Genomic DNA, 18,186 nt, shown 5'->3' with positions numbered 1-18,186 from the left:
CGCTACCCCTCGCTCCGCTACCCCTCGCTTCGCTACCCTTCGCTCCGCTACCGTTCGCTCCGCATTCCCGCTCCGCGCACCCCAAAAACCAACCTCCAGGGTCAGACCCAGCGGGTCCGACCCGCCCCGCCTTGCTACATTGGAACGTGCGCCCTATAATCCGACGATCAGCGCTAAGGCGAACGCTATTGTTCGCCTTTTTTTGTACCGCATAACCCTTCATTAAAAGCCTACACAACCGGCCATGTTTGAATTCATACGTACGCATCAAAAACTGATGCAGATATTGTTGGCGATCGTGATCGTTCCTTCGTTCGTGTTCGTCGGCGTCAGCGGTTACAAGAGCATGGGCGATTCCGCCAATACGCTCGCGAAGGTCGACGGCAAGCCGGTGACCCAGCAGGAGTACGAGAACGCGCTGCGGCGCCAGCTCGACCAGTACCGCCAGCGCTTCGGTGCGCAGTTCGACCAGAAGATGTTCGACACGCCCGAGTTCAAGCAGAGCGTGCTGGACAACCTGATCGCGCAGCGTGCCGTCACGGCTGAAGTCGTGCGTGGCCACCTGACCGTCAGCGACGCGGCACTGCAGAAGGCGATCCTGGAAAGCATCCAGGACATTCCCGGCATGATCACGCCGGAAGGCAAGATCGATATCGAGCGTTACCGCGCCACCCTGGCCAACGCCAACGGCCTGACACCGGAAGGCTACGAGCAGTCGGTGCGCCGCGACATGGCCGTACAGCAGCTCGTCAGCGGCATCCAGGGCACGGCATTCGCGCCGCGCGCCGTCGCCAAGCTGGTCTCGGACTTCACCGAGCAGGAGCGCGAGGTGCAGGAGATGGTGCTGCCCGTGTCGGACTTCCTGCCGAACGTGAAGGTCACTGAGGACATGGTCAAGGCCTACTACGACAAGCACGGCAAGCAGTACGAGATCCCCGAGCAGGCGCGCATCGAATACGTCGTGCTGGACGCCAAGGCGATCGAGTCGCAGGTCGCCGTCACCGACGACGAAGTCGCCGCATACTACAAGGCCAACCAGGCCCGCTACACGGCGCCGGAAGAGCGTCGCGCCAGCCACATCCTGGTGGCCGTGAACAAGGATGCGAAAGCGGCCGACAAGGCTGCCGCGAAGGCGAAGGCCGAAGCGATCCTGGCCGACGTGAAGAAGGCCCCGGCCGACTTCGCCAAGATCGCCAAGGAGAAATCGGAAGACCCGGGCTCCGCTGCGCAGGGCGGCGACCTGGGCGTGATCGAGAAGGGCACGCTGGTGCCGTCCGTCGAGCAGTCCATCTTCGCACTGAAGCAGGGCGAGGTCAGCAACCTGGTGGAATCCGAGTTCGGCTACCACATCATCACGGTGACGAGCCTGAAGAGCGCCACCGTGAAGCCGCTGGACGAGGTGAAGACGGCGATCGCCGACGACCTGAAAAAGCAGAAGGCCGCGAAGAAGTATTCGGAAGTCGTCGAGACGTTCACGAACACCGTGTACGAACAGGCGGACAGCCTGAAGCCGGCCGCCGACAAGCTGGGCCTGAAGATCGAAACGGCAGCGGGCGTGACGCGCACGCCGGCACCGGCCGCCGCCGCCGCCCCGTACAACAACGCCAAGTTCCTGACCGCGCTGTTCTCCGACGATGCGATCAAGAACAAGCGCAACACGGAAGCGATCGAAGTCGCGCCGAGCACGATGATCTCGGGCCGCATCGTCGAGTTCAAGCCGGCGTCGAAGAAGCCGCTGGCCGACGTCGCCGCCGAGATTCGTCAGCGCGTCACCGTCGAGGAAGCACTGAAGGCCGCCAAGGCCGCCGGCGAAGCCAAGCTGGCCGCGCTGAAGAAGGCCGACGACACGGCCGGCTTCGCACCGGCGAAGACGATCTCGCGTGTCAAGGCCGACGGCATCAACCCGATCGCGGCACGTGCCGTGCTGAAGGCCGATGCATCGAAGCTGCCGGCATTCGTCGGTGTCGAGGTGCCGGGCATGGGTTACGGCGTCTACCGCATCGGCAAGGTGCACCAGCCGGCCGCGCCGGACGAGGCACGCCGCAAGTCCGACCAGGAACAGATCGGCCAGATCCTCGCCCAGCAGGACATGCTGAATTACGTCGAAGTGCTGAAGCAAAAGGCGAAGGTGAAGATCGTGCACCCGGTCGCCGACGTGAAGAGCGAAGAACCGCAATAAGCGTTTCAGTTCGACCAATAACAAAGCCACCCTCGGGTGGCTTTGCCGTTGGCGCTGTTCGCGTAAGGTTGGGGAACTTCCAGACGTCAACGCTGTCTTACCTTCTGTTGAGATACCTCATCGATAACAGGAGGCAAGGATGGGCACGAGCAGCTTTCAGCATCTGTTTCGTGCGCTGGCGCAGCTGCCGCTGTCGGCTGACGAGATCGCCTGTCTGCGCGACTGGCTTGCCTCGCTGGCGACGCCCGGGGGCTGCCTGGCCCTGATCGAACAAGCGAAGGGGCGATGTTCCTGTCCGCATTGCGGCAATGCGCGCTGTCATCGCAGCGGCCACGCCAACGGCTTGCAGCGGTATCGCTGCATCGCCTGCCGGCACAGCTTCAATGCGCTTACCGGCACGCCGTTGGCGCGCCTGCGGCATCGCGACAAATGGCTCGCCTATTTTCAGTGCCTGCTCGACTCGCGCACCGTGCGCGCGGCCGCCGAACGCGTCGCGGTCGCGAAGTCGACCAGCTTTCGCTGGCGCCACCGCTTCGTCGCCGCCGTGCGCCGCGAGGAACCGCCGACACTGAAGGGCATCGTGGAAGCCGACGAAACGTATGTGCTCGAATCGCAGAAGGGCTCGCGCCATCTCGACAGGCCGCCGCGCAAGCGCGGGGGCAAGGCCACCTGCCGCGGCATCAGCAAGCAGCATGAGTGCGTGCTCGTCGCGCGCGATCGCGGCAAGGCCACGCACGCTTTTCATGCCGGCCAGGGCGAGCCGGACGCCGAGCGCCTGCTGCGCTACTTGAAACCGGTGCTGGCGTGCGACGCCTTGCTGGTCAGTGACGGCGCTGCCGCTTATCCAGCCTTTGCGAAGCTGGCCGGGATCAGCCATCGGTCGATCAACGTGCGCGCCGGCGAGTACGCGCGCGGCGCCATCCACGTCAACGGTGTCAACGGCTGGCATGGCCGCTTCAAGACCTGGCTGCGCTGCTTTTGCGGTGTCGCGAGCCGCTACCTGGCCAATTACGCCGGTTGGCAAATGATCCTCGATGCGGCGGCGCTGACCATTCCCGAGCATTGGCTGCGGGCGGCAGTTGCACCCCGGCAGCAAGAGCGACCGTCATATCCGCGATAAGTTCCGTTCCGGGGTGAAAGCTCAGCTAACGCGAACAGCGCGTTGTCGTTTGGTGGCCGCGGCGAAGAATCAGCCTTCGTGCAACGCGCGCGCGGCGGCAAGGAACGAGGCCGGCGAGATGTCCGGCATGTCCAGCGTGCGTGCCTTGTCATACTGGACGAAGTTGCGGTGGATCGAGCGCATGTAAGCCGGGTCGTAGTGATCGACGAGCAGCTCGTCGACCAGCTGCGCCATTTCTCCGTTGGTTGCCATTTGCTGCCAGTGCGCGATCTTTTCCTTGCCGTGCAGGTCCGTCAGGTACGAGAGCTGCGTGTTCAATGCGGGCGCGTTGCATGCGAAGTGCTGGTAATCCTCGATCAGCAGCTGCACGCGGTGCGGCCGTGTCACCTGCAGCGCGACGCATGGCGATGCGCGCATCCGGTCCATCAGCGCGCCCGGTACGCGCAACGCGCCGACCTTCTTGCTTTCCGATTCCACGAACACGGGCTGCTGCGGGTCGAAGCGGCGCAGCCGGTCCCAGATCGACGTTTCAAACGCCTTCTGCGTGGGCTGCGGCTGGCACGGCAGGTTGCCAAGGACGGAGCCGCGGTGGGCGGCCAGCTGTTCCAGGTCGAGCACTTGCGCGCCGATCGATTCCAGCGTGTCGAGCAGGCGCGTCTTCCCGCTGCCCGTCGTACCGCAGATCACGCGGAAGTCAAGTTCCGGCGTTTGTTCGAGGTCGGCGTTCACTTGGTTGCGAAACGCCTTGTAGCCGCCTTCCAGCTGCACGACGGGCCAGCCGATCTTGGCGAGGATGTGCGCCATCGAGCCGCTGCGATTGCCGCCGCGCCAGCAGTAGACGAGCGGCTTCCAGTCCTTCGGCTTATCGTGCCACAGCGTGTCGATGTGGTGCGCGATGTTGTGGGCAACCATCGGCGCGCCGATCTTCTTGGCCTCGAAAGCGCCTTCCTGCTTGTACAGCGTGCCGACGACGATACGCTGTTCGTCGTCGAGCACCGGGCAGTTGATGGCGTTCGGCAGGTGGTCGAGCGCGAATTCGCTGGGCGTGCGGGCGTCGATGATCGTGTCGAATTCGTCGAGCCGCGCCAGGGCGTCGGCGATGGGCAGGATTTCGGGATACTTCATTTGGCTTTCGGTGAGTTGGCCTTCAACAGCGGGAGCAGGTGGGGCCAGATATTATCAAGGATGCGCGGGTGGGCGCTGGCCAGCGGATGGATGCGGTCGGCCTGGAACAGGTCGAGCTTCTCGGCCAGGCCATCGAGCATGAACGGCGCCAGCGCGACCTTTTCGTCGCGGCTGACCGTGCCATACATCGCAAAGAATTTTTCGGAGTAGTCACGGCCATAGTTCGGCGGGATGCGCATGCCGACCAGCAGCACCTGGGCACCCGCGCCGCGCACGGCCTTCACCATCGCGCGCAGGTTGCTTTCGGCGGCCGCCACCGGCAGGCCGCGCAAGCCGTCGTTTGGCCCCAGTTCGATGATGACGATGTCCGGCTTGTGTTTGGCCAGCAGGCCCGGCATCCGGGTGCGCCCGCCACTCGTCGTCTCGCCACTGACGCTGGCGTTAACGATGCGCGCATCGATCTTCGCGGCCTGCAGCTTGCGCTCGAGCAGGGCGACCCAGCCGGCGCCGCGGGGCAGGCCATATTCGGCAGACAGGCTGTCGCCCACCACGAGCAGCGTTTTTGGGGCAGAATAGGCGCTCGCCGGGCTGCCCAGGACGAGCAGGGAGACGCCAAGCGCGCCAAGCAGCAACCAGAACTGACCAATCAAGCGACGCAGACCTTCAACCATGCCAGATATTCCTCACGCGACTTCCAGTTTAACTTCCGATACCCCAACCACCCGGCCCGCGGCCCACGGCGCCGCGGCCGCGATCGCGGTGGCGGGCCTGACGAAGCGCGTGGCCGATGCCAGCGGCGAACTGACCATTTTGCACAGCGTGGATTTTACCGTGCAAAAGGGGCAGACGCTGGCGATCGTGGGTGCGTCAGGCTCCGGCAAGTCGACCTTGCTCGGCCTGCTGGCCGGCCTCGACACGCCGACCGACGGCAAGGTGCTGATCGACGGTACCGACATCTTCGCGCTGGACGAGGATGGCCGCGCCGCGCTGCGCAAGGCGAAGCTGGGCTTCGTGTTCCAGTCGTTCCAGCTGCTGCCGCACCTGACGGCCGTCGAAAACGTGATGCTGCCGCTGGAACTGGCGGGCGACGACGGCGCCCGCGCGAAGGCCGAAGCGATGCTGGGCCGCGTGGGCCTGTCCAGCCGGCTGAAGCATTATCCGAAATACCTGTCCGGCGGCGAACAGCAACGCGTCGCGCTGGCGCGCGCGTTCGTCACGGAACCGCCGCTGTTGCTGGCCGATGAGCCGACGGGCAGCCTCGATGCCGCGACGGGCGAGGCGGTGATCCAGCTGATGTTCGAATTGAACCGTGAACGCAACTCGACGCTCGTGCTGGTCACGCACGACCCGCACATCGCCGCGCGCTGCGGCCGTACGATCACGATCGCCGCCGGCCGGCTGGTCGCCTGACTCAGCGGGCCAGCGCGTTCAGCTGCGCGCGGATCTCCGTCACCAGTTCCCCGGCCGTCAGCCCGATCGGCCCCGTGCCGGCGGCCACCAGTGCATCCGCCGCCGTGCCATGCAGCCAGACCGCACCCAGCGCTGCTTCCCACGCGGGCCACCCTTGCGCCAGCAGTGCGCCTGCCAGGCCGGCCAGTACGTCGCCGGTGCCCGCCGTCGCCAGGCCCGGATTGCCGGTCGTATTGATCACCAGGCGGCCATCCGGTGCGCCGATCACCGTACCTGAACCTTTCAGCACGACGTAGGCGCCGAGGCGCTGGGCCAATGTGCGTGCGGCCTCCAGCCGGTTGGCCTGCACGGCGCCTATCGTCGTTTCCAGCAGCCGGGCCGCCTCGAGCGGGTGGGGCGTCGCGAGCGCCGGCGCCGTGCGGTGGGCGAGGGCGTCACGCAGCGGCGCGTGCAGCGCCAGCAGATTCAATGCATCGGCATCGAGCACCAGCGGGCGCGGTGCCGCCAGAACCTGGATGAGCATGCGCACGGCGTCGTCGCTGCTGCCGAGGCCCGGCCCGGCCACGGTGACGGCCGACGCGAAGTCGAAGCCGTCGGCGGCGCGGCACATCAGCTCCGGCTGGCCGGGATCGAGCGGCAGCGGCGCGCCGGCAAAGCACAGGTACGCGCGGCCGCCACCCGCATGCAGTGCCGCGCGGCCGGCCAGCACGGGTGCGCCGGCCATGCCCGTCGCGCCGCCGAGCACCGCCACGTTGCCGTAGCTGCCTTTGTGCGTGTTGTGCCGGCGTGGCTGCGCGTACTGTGCGAAGAGGTCCGTGCCGTTCAGGTGCACCGCCGTTGTTGGGTACAGGGCAGGATCGATGTCGAGTCCCGCAACGGTCACGCTGCCTGCGTGATCGCGGCCGTCGGCTGTGTGCAGGCCCGGTTTGTCGCCGATGAACGTGATCGTGTGGGAGGCGCGCACGGCACGGCCGTCCGGGCCGACGACCGTGCCCGTGTCGGCATCGAGGCCGCTCGGTACGTCCAGCGCCAGGATCGGGCACGCCAGCGCATTCACGGCATCGACCAGTGCTCCGGCCGTGCCGGCCAGTGGACGTTGCAGGCCGATGCCGAACAGGCCGTCGACGACGAGCTGCCAGGGCTTGCCGGCGATGTCCTGCGCTGCCGGCGGCACGAAGCGCGCCGCACTGGCCTGGGCCTTTTGCAGTGCGCGATCGCGCTCGGGCGCCGTGGCGCCGCTGCCGGCGAGGTGCATGATGGTCACGTCGGCCCCGGCATGCGCCAGGTGCGCCGCGACCTCGAACGCGTCGCCGCCGTTGTTGCCCGGGCCAGCGAGCACCAGCACAGGAGCTCCGTAGTGCGCGGCCGCGAGCAACGCCAGCGCCGCGTCGGCGGCCGCCTGGCCGGCGCGCTCCATCAGCGCCCCTTCCGGCAAGCGCCCCGCGGCGACGTGTTCGATGGTGCGGATCAGGGCAACGCTGTACAGTGGGTGCATGGCGGCTCGCTGGATGTGGAGGCGCCGATTCTAGCACCGCGCGCGCGGGCGAACCCACTACAATGACGTCTTTTGACGGCAGGGGGCGGACATGGACTGGCAGTTCTGGATCGATCGCGGCGGCACCTTCACGGACATCGTTGCGCGCCGCCCCGACGGCACGCTGGTCACGCACAAGCTGCTGTCCGAGAATCCGGAACAGTACCGCGACGCGGCCATTGCCGGCATCCGCCACTTGCTTGGGCTCGCTGCCGATGCGCCGATCCCGGCGGGCGTTGTCGATGCCGTCAAGATGGGCACGACGGTCGCCACCAACGCACTGCTCGAGAGGAAGGGCGAGCCGACGGTCCTGGCGATCACGCGCGGCTTCCGCGACGCGCTGCGCATCGCCTACCAGAACCGGCCACGCCTGTTCGACCGCCACATCGTGCTGCCCGAGCTGCTGTACGGCGATGTGGTCGAGATCGACGAACGGATCGGCGCGCACGGCGACATCGTGCAGCCGCTCGACGAGGAAGCCACGCGTGCGGGGTTGCAGCACGCGTATGAGCGCGGGCTGCGCTCGATCGCGATCGTGCTGATGCACGGCTACCGCTACACGGCGCACGAAGAAGCCGTCGCCCGCATCGCTCGCGAGATCGGCTTTGCCCAGGTCTCCGTGTCGCATGCCGTCAGCCCGATGATGAAGCTCGTCGCGCGGGGCGACACGACCGTCGTCGATGCCTACCTGTCGCCGATCCTGCGCCGCTACGTCGACCAGGTGGCGCGCGAGCTGCCCGGCGTGAACCTGCAGTTCATGCAGTCCAGCGGCGGCTTGACGGACGCGCGTGCGTTCCAGGGCAAGGACAGCATCCTGTCCGGCCCCGCCGGCGGCATCGTCGGCATGGTCCGCGCCAGCATGCTTGCCGGCTTCGACAAGGTGATCGGCTTCGACATGGGCGGCACGTCGACGGATGTCTCGCATTATTCCGGCGAGTTCGAACGCGTGTTCGAGACGCAGGTCGCCGGCGTGCGGATGCGCGCGCCGATGATGAGCATCCATACGGTGGCCGCCGGCGGCGGCTCCGTGCTGCACTTCGACGGCAGCCGGTTGCGCGTGGGGCCGGACAGCGCCGGCGCCAATCCAGGCCCGGCGAGCTACCGTCGCGGCGGGCCGCTGGCCGTCACCGACTGCAACGTCATGCTGGGCAAGATACAGCCGGACGAATTCCCGCGCCTGTTCGGGCCGGGCGGCGACCAGCCGCTCGATGCGGCCACGGTGCGCGAGCGCTTCGCGGCCATGGCCGCCGAGATCGCAGCTGCCAGCGGCAAGCTCGCGTCGGCCGAACAGGTGGCGGCAGGGTTCATCGAGATCGCCGTCGGCAATATGGCCAACGCGATCAAGCAGATCTCCGTGCAGCGCGGCCATGACGTCACGGAATATGCGCTGACGAGCTTTGGCGGCGCCGGCGGCCAGCATGCATGCCTGGTCGCCGATGCGCTGGGCATGAAGACAGTGTTCATCCACAGCCTGGCCGGCGTGCTGTCCGCGTACGGCATGGGCATGGCGGACCAGACGGCGATGCGCGAGCAGGCTGTCGAACTGCGGCTGACGGACGAGCAACTGCCGGCGCTCGCGGAGCGGCTCGCGACGCTGGCCGATGCCGCGACGGCGGACCTGGCGCGGCAGGGCGTGGCGGCAGCGCGCATTGCCGTAGTGCGGCGCGTGCACCTGCGCTACGAAGGCACCGATTCGGCGCTGATCGTGTCGTTCGATACGGCCGACGGTATGCGCGCGCAGTTCGAGCAGGCCTACAAGAAGCGCTTCTCGTTCCTGATGCCGGGCAAGGCGCTGATCGTCGAGGCGGTGTCGGTCGAAGCGATCGGCCGCTCCGACGCGCCGACGGAAGTGCCGCCGCGACGTCCACCTCGCGATGGTGCGGCCGGGCCCGACCGCGTGGTGCCGATGTACAGCGCCGGCCAGTGGCGCGACACGGGCCTGTACCGGCGCGCCGGCCTGCGCCCGGGCGACGTGCTGCGCGGCCCGGCCATCATTGCCGAAGCCAACGCGACGACGGTCGTCGAATGCGGCTGGCAGGCCGAGGTGACGCCGCTGGATCACCTGGTGCTGACCCGCGTCGAGGCGCTGCCGGAACGCCGTGCGATCGGCACCACGGCCGATCCCGTGATGCTGGAGATCTTCAACAACCTGTTCATGTCGATCGCCGAGCAGATGGGCTTGCGCCTGCAGAACACGGCGTATTCCGTCAACATCAAGGAGCGGCTGGACTTCTCGTGCGCGATCTTCGACGGCGCCGGCAACCTGATCGCCAATGCACCGCACATGCCCGTGCACCTGGGCTCGATGGGCGAGAGCATCAAGCGCGTGATGACGGCGAACGCGGGCAGCATGCGGCCCGGCGACGTGTACATGCTGAACGATCCGTACAACGGCGGCACGCACCTGCCGGACGTCACCGTCATCACGCCGGTGTTCGACGCGACCGGCAAAGAGATCCTGTTCTACGTCGGCTCGCGTGGGCATCACGCGGACATCGGCGGCACCACGCCCGGCTCGATGCCGCCGGATTCGCGCACGATCGTCGACGAGGGCGTCCTGATCGATAACTTCAAGCTGGTCGATGCGGGCGTGCTGCGCGAAGCGGAAACGCGCGCGCTGCTGCTGGGGGCGCAATACCCAGCCCGCAATCCGGACCAGAACCTGGCTGACCTGCGCGCGCAGATCGCCGCGAACCAGAAGGGTGTCGAGGAACTGCACCGGATGGTCGAGCATTTTGGCCTCGACGTCGTGCGCGCCTACATGGGCCACGTGCAGGACAATGCCGAGGAAGCGGTGCGGCGCGTGATCAGCGCGCTGAAGGACGGCAGCTACACGGTGGAGCTGGACAACGGCGCCCGCATCCGCGTGAGCGTGACCGTGGACCAGGCGGCGCGCAGCGCCACGATCGATTTCACCGGTACCTCAAGCCAGCTGGACAACAACTTCAACGCACCGTCGGCCGTTTGCATGGCCGCCGTGCTGTACGTGTTCCGCACGCTGGTCGACGACGAGATCCCGCTGAACGCCGGTTGCCTGAAGCCGCTGCACGTCGTGATTCCACCCGGTTCGATGCTCAATCCGCGCTATCCGGCATCCGTCGTGTCGGGCAATGTGGAGACGTCGACGTGCATCACGAATGCGCTGTACGGCGCGCTGGGGGTAATGGCCGCATCGCAGGGCACGATGAACAACTTCACGTTCGGCAGCAGCAAATACCAGTATTACGAGACGATCAGCGGCGGCTCCGGTGCCGGCAATGGCTTCGACGGCACGGACGTCGTGCAGACCAATATGACGAACTCGCGCCTGACGGACCCGGAAATCCTCGAGTTCCGTTTCCCTGTGCGGCTGGAGAGCTATGCGATCCGCCACGGTTCGGGTGGAGTCGGGCGCTGGCACGGCGGCAATGGCGGCGTGCGCCGGATCCGCTTCCTGGAACCGATGACGGCCGCGATCCTGTCGAACAACCGGCTGTACGCACCGTTCGGCATGGCCGGCGGTGCGCCCGCCGCCAAAGGCCGCAACTACGTCGAACGCGCCGACGGCCGCATCGAGGAACTGGGGCACATCGCCCGTACGCAGATGGCGCCGGGCGACGTGTTCGTCATCGAGACGCCGGGCGGCGGCGGCTACGGCCCGGCCCAGCCGTAAAGCGGCTCAGCGTTCGTCGTCTTCGTCGCGCACCGCCGTGATCTTGATGCCGCGCCGCGCCAGTGCCTCGCGCAGCAGGAACTCGATCTCCGCGTTCACGCTGCGCAGGTCCTGCGCGGCCAGCCGCTGCAACTGGTCCCACAACGCGGGATCGATGCGCAGCGGATAGGCTTTTTTTCCGGGACTTGCCATGACGCCGCAGGCTCAGTTGTACAGCGTGCCCGCGTTGATGATCGGTTGCGCATCGCGGTCGGAGCACAGCACCACCAACAGGTTGCTGACCATCGACGCCTTGCGCTCCGGGTCCAGCTCGACGATGTCGCGCTCGGCCAGCGCCTGCAACGCCGACTCGACCATCGACACGGCGCCGTGCACGATCTTGGCGCGGGCGCTGATGATCGCATCGGCTTGCTGGCGCCGCAGCATCACTTGTGCGATCTCGGCGGCGTAAGCGAGGTGGGTCAGCTTCGCGTCCAGCGTCTCGACGCCAGCCGCCTCGAAGCGGGCCTGCAGCTCGGTGCGCAGCGCCTGCGCCACTTCGGCCGTGCCGCCGCGCAGCGTCATTTCTCCGGCCGCCAGGTCCTCGCCTTCGTCGTACGCGTATTGCGCGGCCAGGTGGCGCAGCGCCGCCTCGGCCTGGATCGTCACGTAGCGCTCGAAGTCATCGACTTCGAACAGCGCCTGCGCCGTGTCGCGCACGCGCCAGACAACGGCTGCGCTGATCTCCACCGGGTTGCCGCGCTTGTCGTTGACCTTCAACGTCGGTGCATTAAGGTTGCGCGCCCGGACCGACAGCTTGCGCTTGCGGTAGAACGGGAATGCCCAACGCAGGCCTTCGCTGCGGTCGGTGCCGACATACTGGCCGAATAGCGTCAGGATCGCCGCCTCGTTCGGCTGCAGCATGTACAGGCCGCCCGCGAGCAATACGCCGGCACCGATCAGCAACCCGCCGGCGATGGGCATGGACTGCAATGCCGCGACTCCGGCGACGATGCCCAACACGGCGCCGGCGCCGGCCAGGTAACCATTGATCGAGTCAAACCGCTTTTCCTGCCGCGCGGGTACGGACATGATGTTCCCTTTCAGAGTGAATTCATAGGTATATGAAGGTGATATCACTCTAAGATCGGATTAAGCCTTTGTCAACCTGAAAAATCGACTTTCAGCCGTGCGCGGCGATGCCGTATTTACGTTGGGTGGCGACGTATTGCGCCGTCAGGTGGTCGAGGGCGCCGTTGGCGGGGTCGAGGGTGCGCAGCCGCGCCAGCAGGTTCGCGGCCTGTTCGCCGAGCGGCGCTTCCCAGCCCAGGTCGTCCAGCTGGCGCAACACCGTGCGGGCCGCGGCGATCAGCACCGGCACGTTGCCCGGCGTGCGGCGCACCGCGGCGGTGATCGTGGCGACGGCGCCGCGGTGGTCGCCCCGGTCCAGCTGCTCGGCCGCGTCGCTGACGAGTGCATCGACCTGCTGCGTGACCATCTTGCGCACGGCGACGGCGAGGTCGTGCCGGCCAGCCTTCTCGAACACGTCGGTGGCCTCGTCCGCGGTCAGTGCGTCGGCACCGTCGTTCATCATGTGCAGCACGACGGTGGCGGCTTCGCCATCGAGGCGGTGGCGCAGGCAGCCCTGCACGATGTCGCGCTTCAGACGGCCGGACAGGCCTTGCGCGGCCTGCACGGCGCCGACAGCTCGCGTCAGTTCGCTGGCGGCGCCCACGTCGTTGCCGCCCAGCTCCTGCACGAGCGACGCGGCATACGCGCGACATGCCTCAGTGTTCGGGCCGCTGCGCAGCGATCGCTCCAGGTCGCGGATCACGCCGGCCGCCTGGGTCGCGTCGCCGCGCCGCACCAGCGTGCGCACCAGGTTGACGTGGTCCTGCGGGTCGCGAAATTCCGAGTACTTCGCCTTCGCGACGACCTGCCGGAACGCGCGCTCGGCGGCAACGATGTCGTCCGACTCGAGCGCCAGCTCGCCCAGCTGGCGCAGCCGGCGCACGACGTGCGGCGAGATCGCGACAGCGTCTTCCAGTACGCGCTTGGCCTGCGTGGCCTGGCCCATCGCCGCGTAGTCGGCGGCCAGCAGGTCATAGGCCGCCATGAAGCGGGGATTCTCGGCGATCAGCTGCTCGAGCGTCTGGCGCGCGTCGTCCGGCCGGCCCTGTTCGAGCTGGCAGCGGGCCAGGCCGAGCTGTGCCCAGCCGGTTGCGCGGCTCGCCAGGATCTCCTGGTAGATGCTTTCCGCGTCGGACCATTCGCCCAGTTGCGCATGCAGCTCGGCGCGCAGGCGGATGAAATCGCCGGCGTAGCGAGGTTGCTTGACGGCGCCGCCGGCGCACGCGGCAATCGCGTCGCGCAGGTTGCCGGCTTGCGCGTGGCGGTACACCGGCAGCAGCGCGTTGCGCCGGTCCACCGCGCGTGCGATGCGTTGCAGCAGCCCTTCGACGGTAAAGGGCTTGAGCACATAATCGGTCGGCGCCAGCTCGGCGGCGCCCATCACCTTGCTGTGCACGCCCTCGGACGTCAGCATGATGAAGATCGTCGACGGGTCGATCAGCCGGTGGTGGCGCAGGTCCTCGAGCAGCTGCTGGCCGTCCTGGCCGTTCTCGCTACCGACGTCCAGGTCGTATTCGCACAGGATCAGGTCGAACGACTTCTTGCCGAGCTGGCGAATGGCGGTGCCGGCGCTGACGGCGTAATCGATCTTCGTGATCGAGGCCTGGCTCAGCATATTGTGCAGATTGCCGCGCATCCCAGGGTTGGGATCGACGATCAGCACGGACAGGTCGGACAGAGAGGACATCGGCATGTAATCGGTGTGGATAAGCGAAGAATATGACAAAACCCCGCTGAGAACGGCCGATTTCCGCTGCAATTTGCCGAATTCGGCAAGATTTGTTGCTTGAGAAGCAGAATGTGCAGAGCGGGGAGGGCGCTGGCGCCCTGTGAAGGACGGGTTGAAACAGGTATAATGCCGGCACATGCGATCGGCCCATTCAGCGCCGGCGCAATTTGCGTGATTCCGAACCGCCGTTGAGCCTCAGTTCTGTGCCTATTTCAGTGCCCATTTCTTTAATCCGCAGCCTCGCTGCATCAACTCGCTCCCAACCATGTTGATACTCCCGGGCTCCAATGCCCTGTCCGCGTTTCGTAGCCAGCGTCTTCTCACCCAACTGCAGGCCGTGCTTCCCGCCGTGACCGCGGTCCAGGCCCGGTACGTGCACTTCGTCGATACCCAGGCGGCGCTGTCCGAGCAGGACCTCGCACGCCTCGACGGCCTGCTGACCTATGGCGAACCGGCCCAGCCCGACGTCGACGATGGCGTGGTGGAGGAGTTCTTCGTGATTCCGCGCTTCGGCACGATCTCGCCATGGGCATCGAAGGCTACGGACATCGTGCACAACTGCGGCATGACGCACATCCACCGCGTCGAGCGGGGCGTGGCCTACCGGGTGATCCTGAAGGGCGGCATCCTGGGCAGCAGTATCGGCGCGGCGAAAGCCTTGAGCCCGGAGCAGGCACAGGCTGTCGCGGCGCTGCTGCACGACCGCATGACGGAGTCGGTGCTGCGCGACGCAAGCCAGGCGCAGGACCTGTTCCGCAGCCTGGAAGGCAAGGCGCTTGAATCGATCGACGTGATCGGCGCCGGCCGCGACGCGCTGGTGCGCGCCAACACGGACCTGGGCCTGGCCATGTCGATCGATGAAATCGACTACCTGTACGAAGCGTTCACGGCGGCCAAGCGCAACCCGACGGACGTGGAACTGATGATGTTCGCGCAGGCGAACTCGGAGCACTGCCGCCACAAGATCTTCAACGCCGACTGGACCATCGACGGCCAAGCGCAGGACAAGTCGCTGTTCAAGATGATCAAGAACACGCACGAGAAGCAGCCGAAGGGCACGATCGTCGCGTATTCGGACAACTCGTCGATCATGCAGGGCGCCGAAGTGACGCGCTTCCATCCGCGCGGCGAAGGCCATGAATACGGCGCGTCGACGGAACTGATCCACACCTTGATGAAGGTCGAGACGCACAACCACCCGACGGCGATTTCGCCGTTCCCGGGCGCCTCCACGGGCGCCGGCGGCGAGATCCGCGACGAGGGCGCGACGGGCCGCGGCGCCAAGCCGAAGGCCGGCCTGACGGGCTTCACGGTATCGAACCTGATGCTGCCGGATGCCGTGCGGCCATGGGAAAACGCGCAGGATGTGACGAATTCGGTCACGGCCAGGGACGCGCGTACCGAAGCAGCCTACGGCAAGCCGGAACGCATCGCGTCGCCGCTGCAGATCATGATCGACGGCCCGCTGGGCGGCGCCGCGTTCTCGAACGAATTCGGCCGCCCGGTGCTGGGCGGTTACTTCCGTACCTACGAACAGAACGCGGGCGACGCCGTGTACGGCTACCACAAGCCGATCATGATCGCGGGCGGCATCGGCAATATCTCGGCGCAGCACACGCACAAGAACGACATCCCCGTCGGCAGCCTGCTGATCCAGCTGGGCGGCCCCGGCATGCGCATCGGCATGGGCGGCTCGGCCGCATCGTCGATGGCGACCGGCACCAATACGGCCGACCTGGACTTCGACTCGGTCCAGCGCGGCAACCCGGAGATGGAGCGCCGCGCCCAGGAAGTCATCAACGGCTGCTGGCAGCTGGGTGACAAGAACCCGATCCTGTCGATCCACGACGTGGGTGCGGGCGGGCTGTCGAACGCCTTCCCGGAAATCACGAACGACGCCAAGCGCGGCGCGATCTTCGACCTGCGCAAGATCCCGCTGGAAGAATCGGGCATGGCGCCGAAGGAGATCTGGTCGAACGAATCGCAGGAGCGCTACGTGCTCGCGATCGCACCGGAAAGCCTCGACACGTTCCGCGCGCTGTGCGAACGCGAGCGCTGCCCGTTCGCCGTCGTCGGTACGGCGACGGAAGAGCGCCAGCTGCAGCTGTACGATCCGGAGCAGGACAATTCGCCGGTGGACATGCCGATGGAAGTCTTGCTCGGCAAACCGCCGAAGATGCACCGCGATGTGCAGCACGTGCAGCGCGACTACCCGGCCGTGGACCTGACCGGCGTCGCGCTGGAAGAGGCGGCCGAACGCGTGCTGCTGAACCCGACCGTGGCGGATAAAAGCTTCCTCATCACGATCGGCGACCGCACCGTGGGCGGCACGTCGGTGCGCGACCAGATGGTGGGCCCGTGGCAGGTGCCGGTGGCCGATTGCGCCGTCACGTCGCTGTCGTACGAAGGCTACCTGGGCGAGGCGATGGCGATGGGCGAGCGCACGCCGCTGGCCGTCATCGACGCACCGGCATCGGGCCGCATGGCCGTCGGCGAGACGATCACGAACCTGGCCGCGGCACCGATCGAGAGCATCGAGACGATCAAGCTCTCGGCCAACTGGATGGCCGCGTGCGGCCAGCCGGGCCAGGACGCGGCGCTGTTCGACACCGTCAAGGCCGTCGGCATGGAGCTGTGCCCGGCACTCGGGATCTCGATCCCCGTCGGCAAGGATTCGCTGTCGATGCGTACCACGTGGAACGATGACGGCGAGCAGAAAGCCGTGGTGTCGCCGGTGTCGCTGATCGTGTCCGGCTTCGCGCCCGTGTACGACACGCGCAAGTCGCTGACGCCGCAGCTCCGCACGGACCTGGGCGAGACGTCGATCATTGTGATCGACCTGGGCCGCGGCAAGCACCGCGTGGGCGCCTCGATCCTGGCGCAGGTGCTGGGCCAGCTGGGCAACGATGCGCCGGACGTCGACAATCCGGACGACCTGAAGGCGTTCTTCGCGGCGATCCAGCAACTGAACCGCGAAGGCAAGCTGCTGGCTTACCACGACCGTTCCGACGGCGGCCTGTACGCGACGCTCGTCGAGATGGCGTTTGCCGGCCGCGCCGGCCTGTCGATCAACCTCGACATGCTGACGCACGAAGGCGACAACGCCGACTGGGGTGATGCGAAGAACTGGGCTGGCCAGGTGGCCGAGCGCCGCAACGAGCTGACGTTGCGCGCGCTGTTCGCCGAGGAACTGGGCGCCGTGATCCAGGTACGCGCCGACGAGAAGTCGGCCGTGATGGACGTGCTGCGTTCGTACGGCCTGGGCGCCTGCAGCCACATCATCGGCAAGCCGAACGACCGCGGCGTCATTGAATTCACGCGCGACGCGAAGATCATCTACAGCCAGGCGCGCGCCGCGCTGCATCGGCTGTGGAGCGACACGAGCTGGCGCATCTCGCGCATGCGCGAGAACCCGGCCACGGCGGACCAGGAATACGAACGCCTGCTGGACGAAGCGGATCCGGGCATGACGCCGAAGCTGACGTTCGACCCGGCCGAGAACGTGGCCGCGCCGTTCCTGGCGACGGGAGTGCGCCCGCGTGTGGCGATCCTGCGCGAGCAGGGCGTCAACTCGCACATCGAGACGGCGTGGGTGATGCACCAGGCAGGCTTCGCGGCGATCGACGTGCACATGAGCGACCTGATCGCGGGCCGCGTCAAGCTGGACGACTTCCAGGGCATCATCGCCGTCGGCGGCTTCTCGTACGGCGACGTGCTGGGCGCCGGGGAAGGCTGGGCCAAGTCGATCCTGTTCAATCCGGCGCTGTCGGAACAGTTCGCGCGCTTCTTCCAGCGCAAGGACAGCTTTGGCCTGGGTGTCTGTAACGGCTGCCAGATGATGAGCAACCTGAAGTCGATCATCCCGGGTGCGCACGCGTGGCCAAAGTTCACGACCAACAAGTCGGAGAAATTCGAGGCGCGCTTCTCGATGGTCGAGGTGCTCGATTCGCCGTCGATCTTCTTCAACGGCATGGCCGGCACGCAGACGCCGATCGCCATCGCCCACGGCGAGGGTTACGCGGACTTCACCCAGACGGGCAATATCGCCGAGGCGATCGGCGCGCTGCGCTTCGTCGACAACCGCGGCAACACGACGGAAGTCTACCCGTTCAACCCGAACGGTTCGCCGCAGGGCCTGACCGCCGTGACGACGCCGGACGGCCGGTTCACGGTGATGATGCCGCACGCCGAACGCGTGTTCCGCACCGTACAGCACTCGTGGGCGCCGGACGGCTGGGGCGAGGATTCGCCGTGGATGCGGATGTTCCGCAACGCGCGCAAGTTCGTCGGCTGATCGCTGGAGACGCCAAAAAAGAAGCCGGGCTTG

General features: G+C 66.9%; 11 protein-coding genes. 5 read left to right on the top strand and 6 right to left on the bottom strand.

The genetic code is table 11. The features are described 5' to 3' along the window. Nucleotides 1–244: 244 nt before the first annotated feature. On the top strand, nt 245–2,179 hold the full coding sequence (locus tag IP92_RS15070; RefSeq protein ID WP_145876287.1) for a SurA N-terminal domain-containing protein: 1,935 nt from the start codon (nt 245–247) through the stop codon (nt 2,177–2,179). 139 nt (nt 2,180–2,318) lie between these two features. Then, nucleotides 2,319–3,299, top strand: a complete 981-nt coding sequence (locus IP92_RS15065) for an IS1595 family transposase (RefSeq protein WP_229418798.1) — start codon at nt 2,319–2,321, stop codon at nt 3,297–3,299. A gap of 69 nt (nt 3,300–3,368) precedes the next feature. Here IP92_RS15065 and mnmH read toward each other — a convergent pair whose 3' ends face one another. Continuing rightward, complete coding sequence (gene mnmH, locus IP92_RS15060) at nt 3,369–4,424, bottom strand: tRNA 2-selenouridine(34) synthase MnmH (RefSeq protein ID WP_145876285.1); 1,056 nt, start codon at nt 4,422–4,424, stop codon at nt 3,369–3,371. Next, nucleotides 4,421–5,095: an arylesterase gene (locus tag IP92_RS15055; protein WP_145876283.1), complete on the bottom strand. Its 675-nt coding sequence runs from the start codon at nt 5,093–5,095 to the stop codon at nt 4,421–4,423. The genes mnmH and IP92_RS15055 overlap by 4 nt, the downstream gene beginning before the upstream one ends. Between IP92_RS15055 and IP92_RS15050 the strand changes: the two genes are divergently transcribed. Continuing rightward, nucleotides 5,094–5,834, top strand: coding sequence for an ABC transporter ATP-binding protein (locus IP92_RS15050; protein WP_145876281.1), 741 nt, complete (start codon nt 5,094–5,096; stop codon nt 5,832–5,834). The genes IP92_RS15055 and IP92_RS15050 overlap by 2 nt on opposite strands. Before the next feature lies 1 nt (nt 5,835). Here IP92_RS15050 and IP92_RS15045 read toward each other — a convergent pair whose 3' ends face one another. Then, nucleotides 5,836–7,329 (bottom strand): NAD(P)H-hydrate dehydratase, encoded by a 1,494-nt coding sequence (locus IP92_RS15045; RefSeq protein ID WP_145876279.1) that lies wholly within the window; start codon nt 7,327–7,329, stop codon nt 5,836–5,838. A gap of 91 nt (nt 7,330–7,420) precedes the next feature. Here IP92_RS15045 and IP92_RS15040 point away from each other — a divergent pair, with 91 nt between their 5' ends. Beyond that, a complete protein-coding gene (locus IP92_RS15040; RefSeq protein WP_145876277.1) occupies nt 7,421–11,020 on the top strand; it encodes a hydantoinase B/oxoprolinase family protein in 3,600 nt (1,199 codons plus the stop codon). Nucleotides 11,021–11,026: 6 nt separating this feature from the next. On the opposite strand, the gene IP92_RS15035 is transcribed toward IP92_RS15040, so the two are convergent. The 3 genes from IP92_RS15035 to IP92_RS15025 all read right to left on the bottom strand — a co-directional run bounded on the left by IP92_RS15035 (nt 11,027) and on the right by IP92_RS15025 (nt 13,823). Next, nucleotides 11,027–11,212 carry a type II toxin-antitoxin system antitoxin gene (locus IP92_RS15035; RefSeq protein ID WP_145876274.1) on the bottom strand — a complete coding sequence of 62 codons (186 nt, stop codon included), beginning with the start codon at nt 11,210–11,212 and terminating at the stop codon, nt 11,027–11,029. A gap of 12 nt (nt 11,213–11,224) precedes the next feature. Then, nucleotides 11,225–12,091: an SPFH domain-containing protein gene (locus tag IP92_RS15030; protein WP_145876272.1), complete on the bottom strand. Its 867-nt coding sequence runs from the start codon at nt 12,089–12,091 to the stop codon at nt 11,225–11,227. Nucleotides 12,092–12,182: 91 nt separating this feature from the next. Continuing rightward, a complete protein-coding gene (locus IP92_RS15025) occupies nt 12,183–13,823 on the bottom strand; it encodes a response regulator (RefSeq protein WP_307724854.1) in 1,641 nt (546 codons plus the stop codon). Between the two features lie 301 nt (nt 13,824–14,124). On the opposite strand from IP92_RS15025, the gene purL reads away from it, so the two are divergent. After that, nucleotides 14,125–18,153, top strand: coding sequence for a phosphoribosylformylglycinamidine synthase (gene purL, locus IP92_RS15020; RefSeq protein WP_145876268.1), 4,029 nt, complete (start codon nt 14,125–14,127; stop codon nt 18,151–18,153). Nucleotides 18,154–18,186: the final 33 nt, after the last annotated feature.

The sequence above is a fragment of the Pseudoduganella flava genome, assembly GCF_007830495.1.
Classification (GTDB): Bacteria; Pseudomonadota; Gammaproteobacteria; order Burkholderiales; family Burkholderiaceae_D; genus Rugamonas; species Rugamonas flava.
This window is presented reverse-complemented; position numbering and strand designations above follow the sequence as displayed.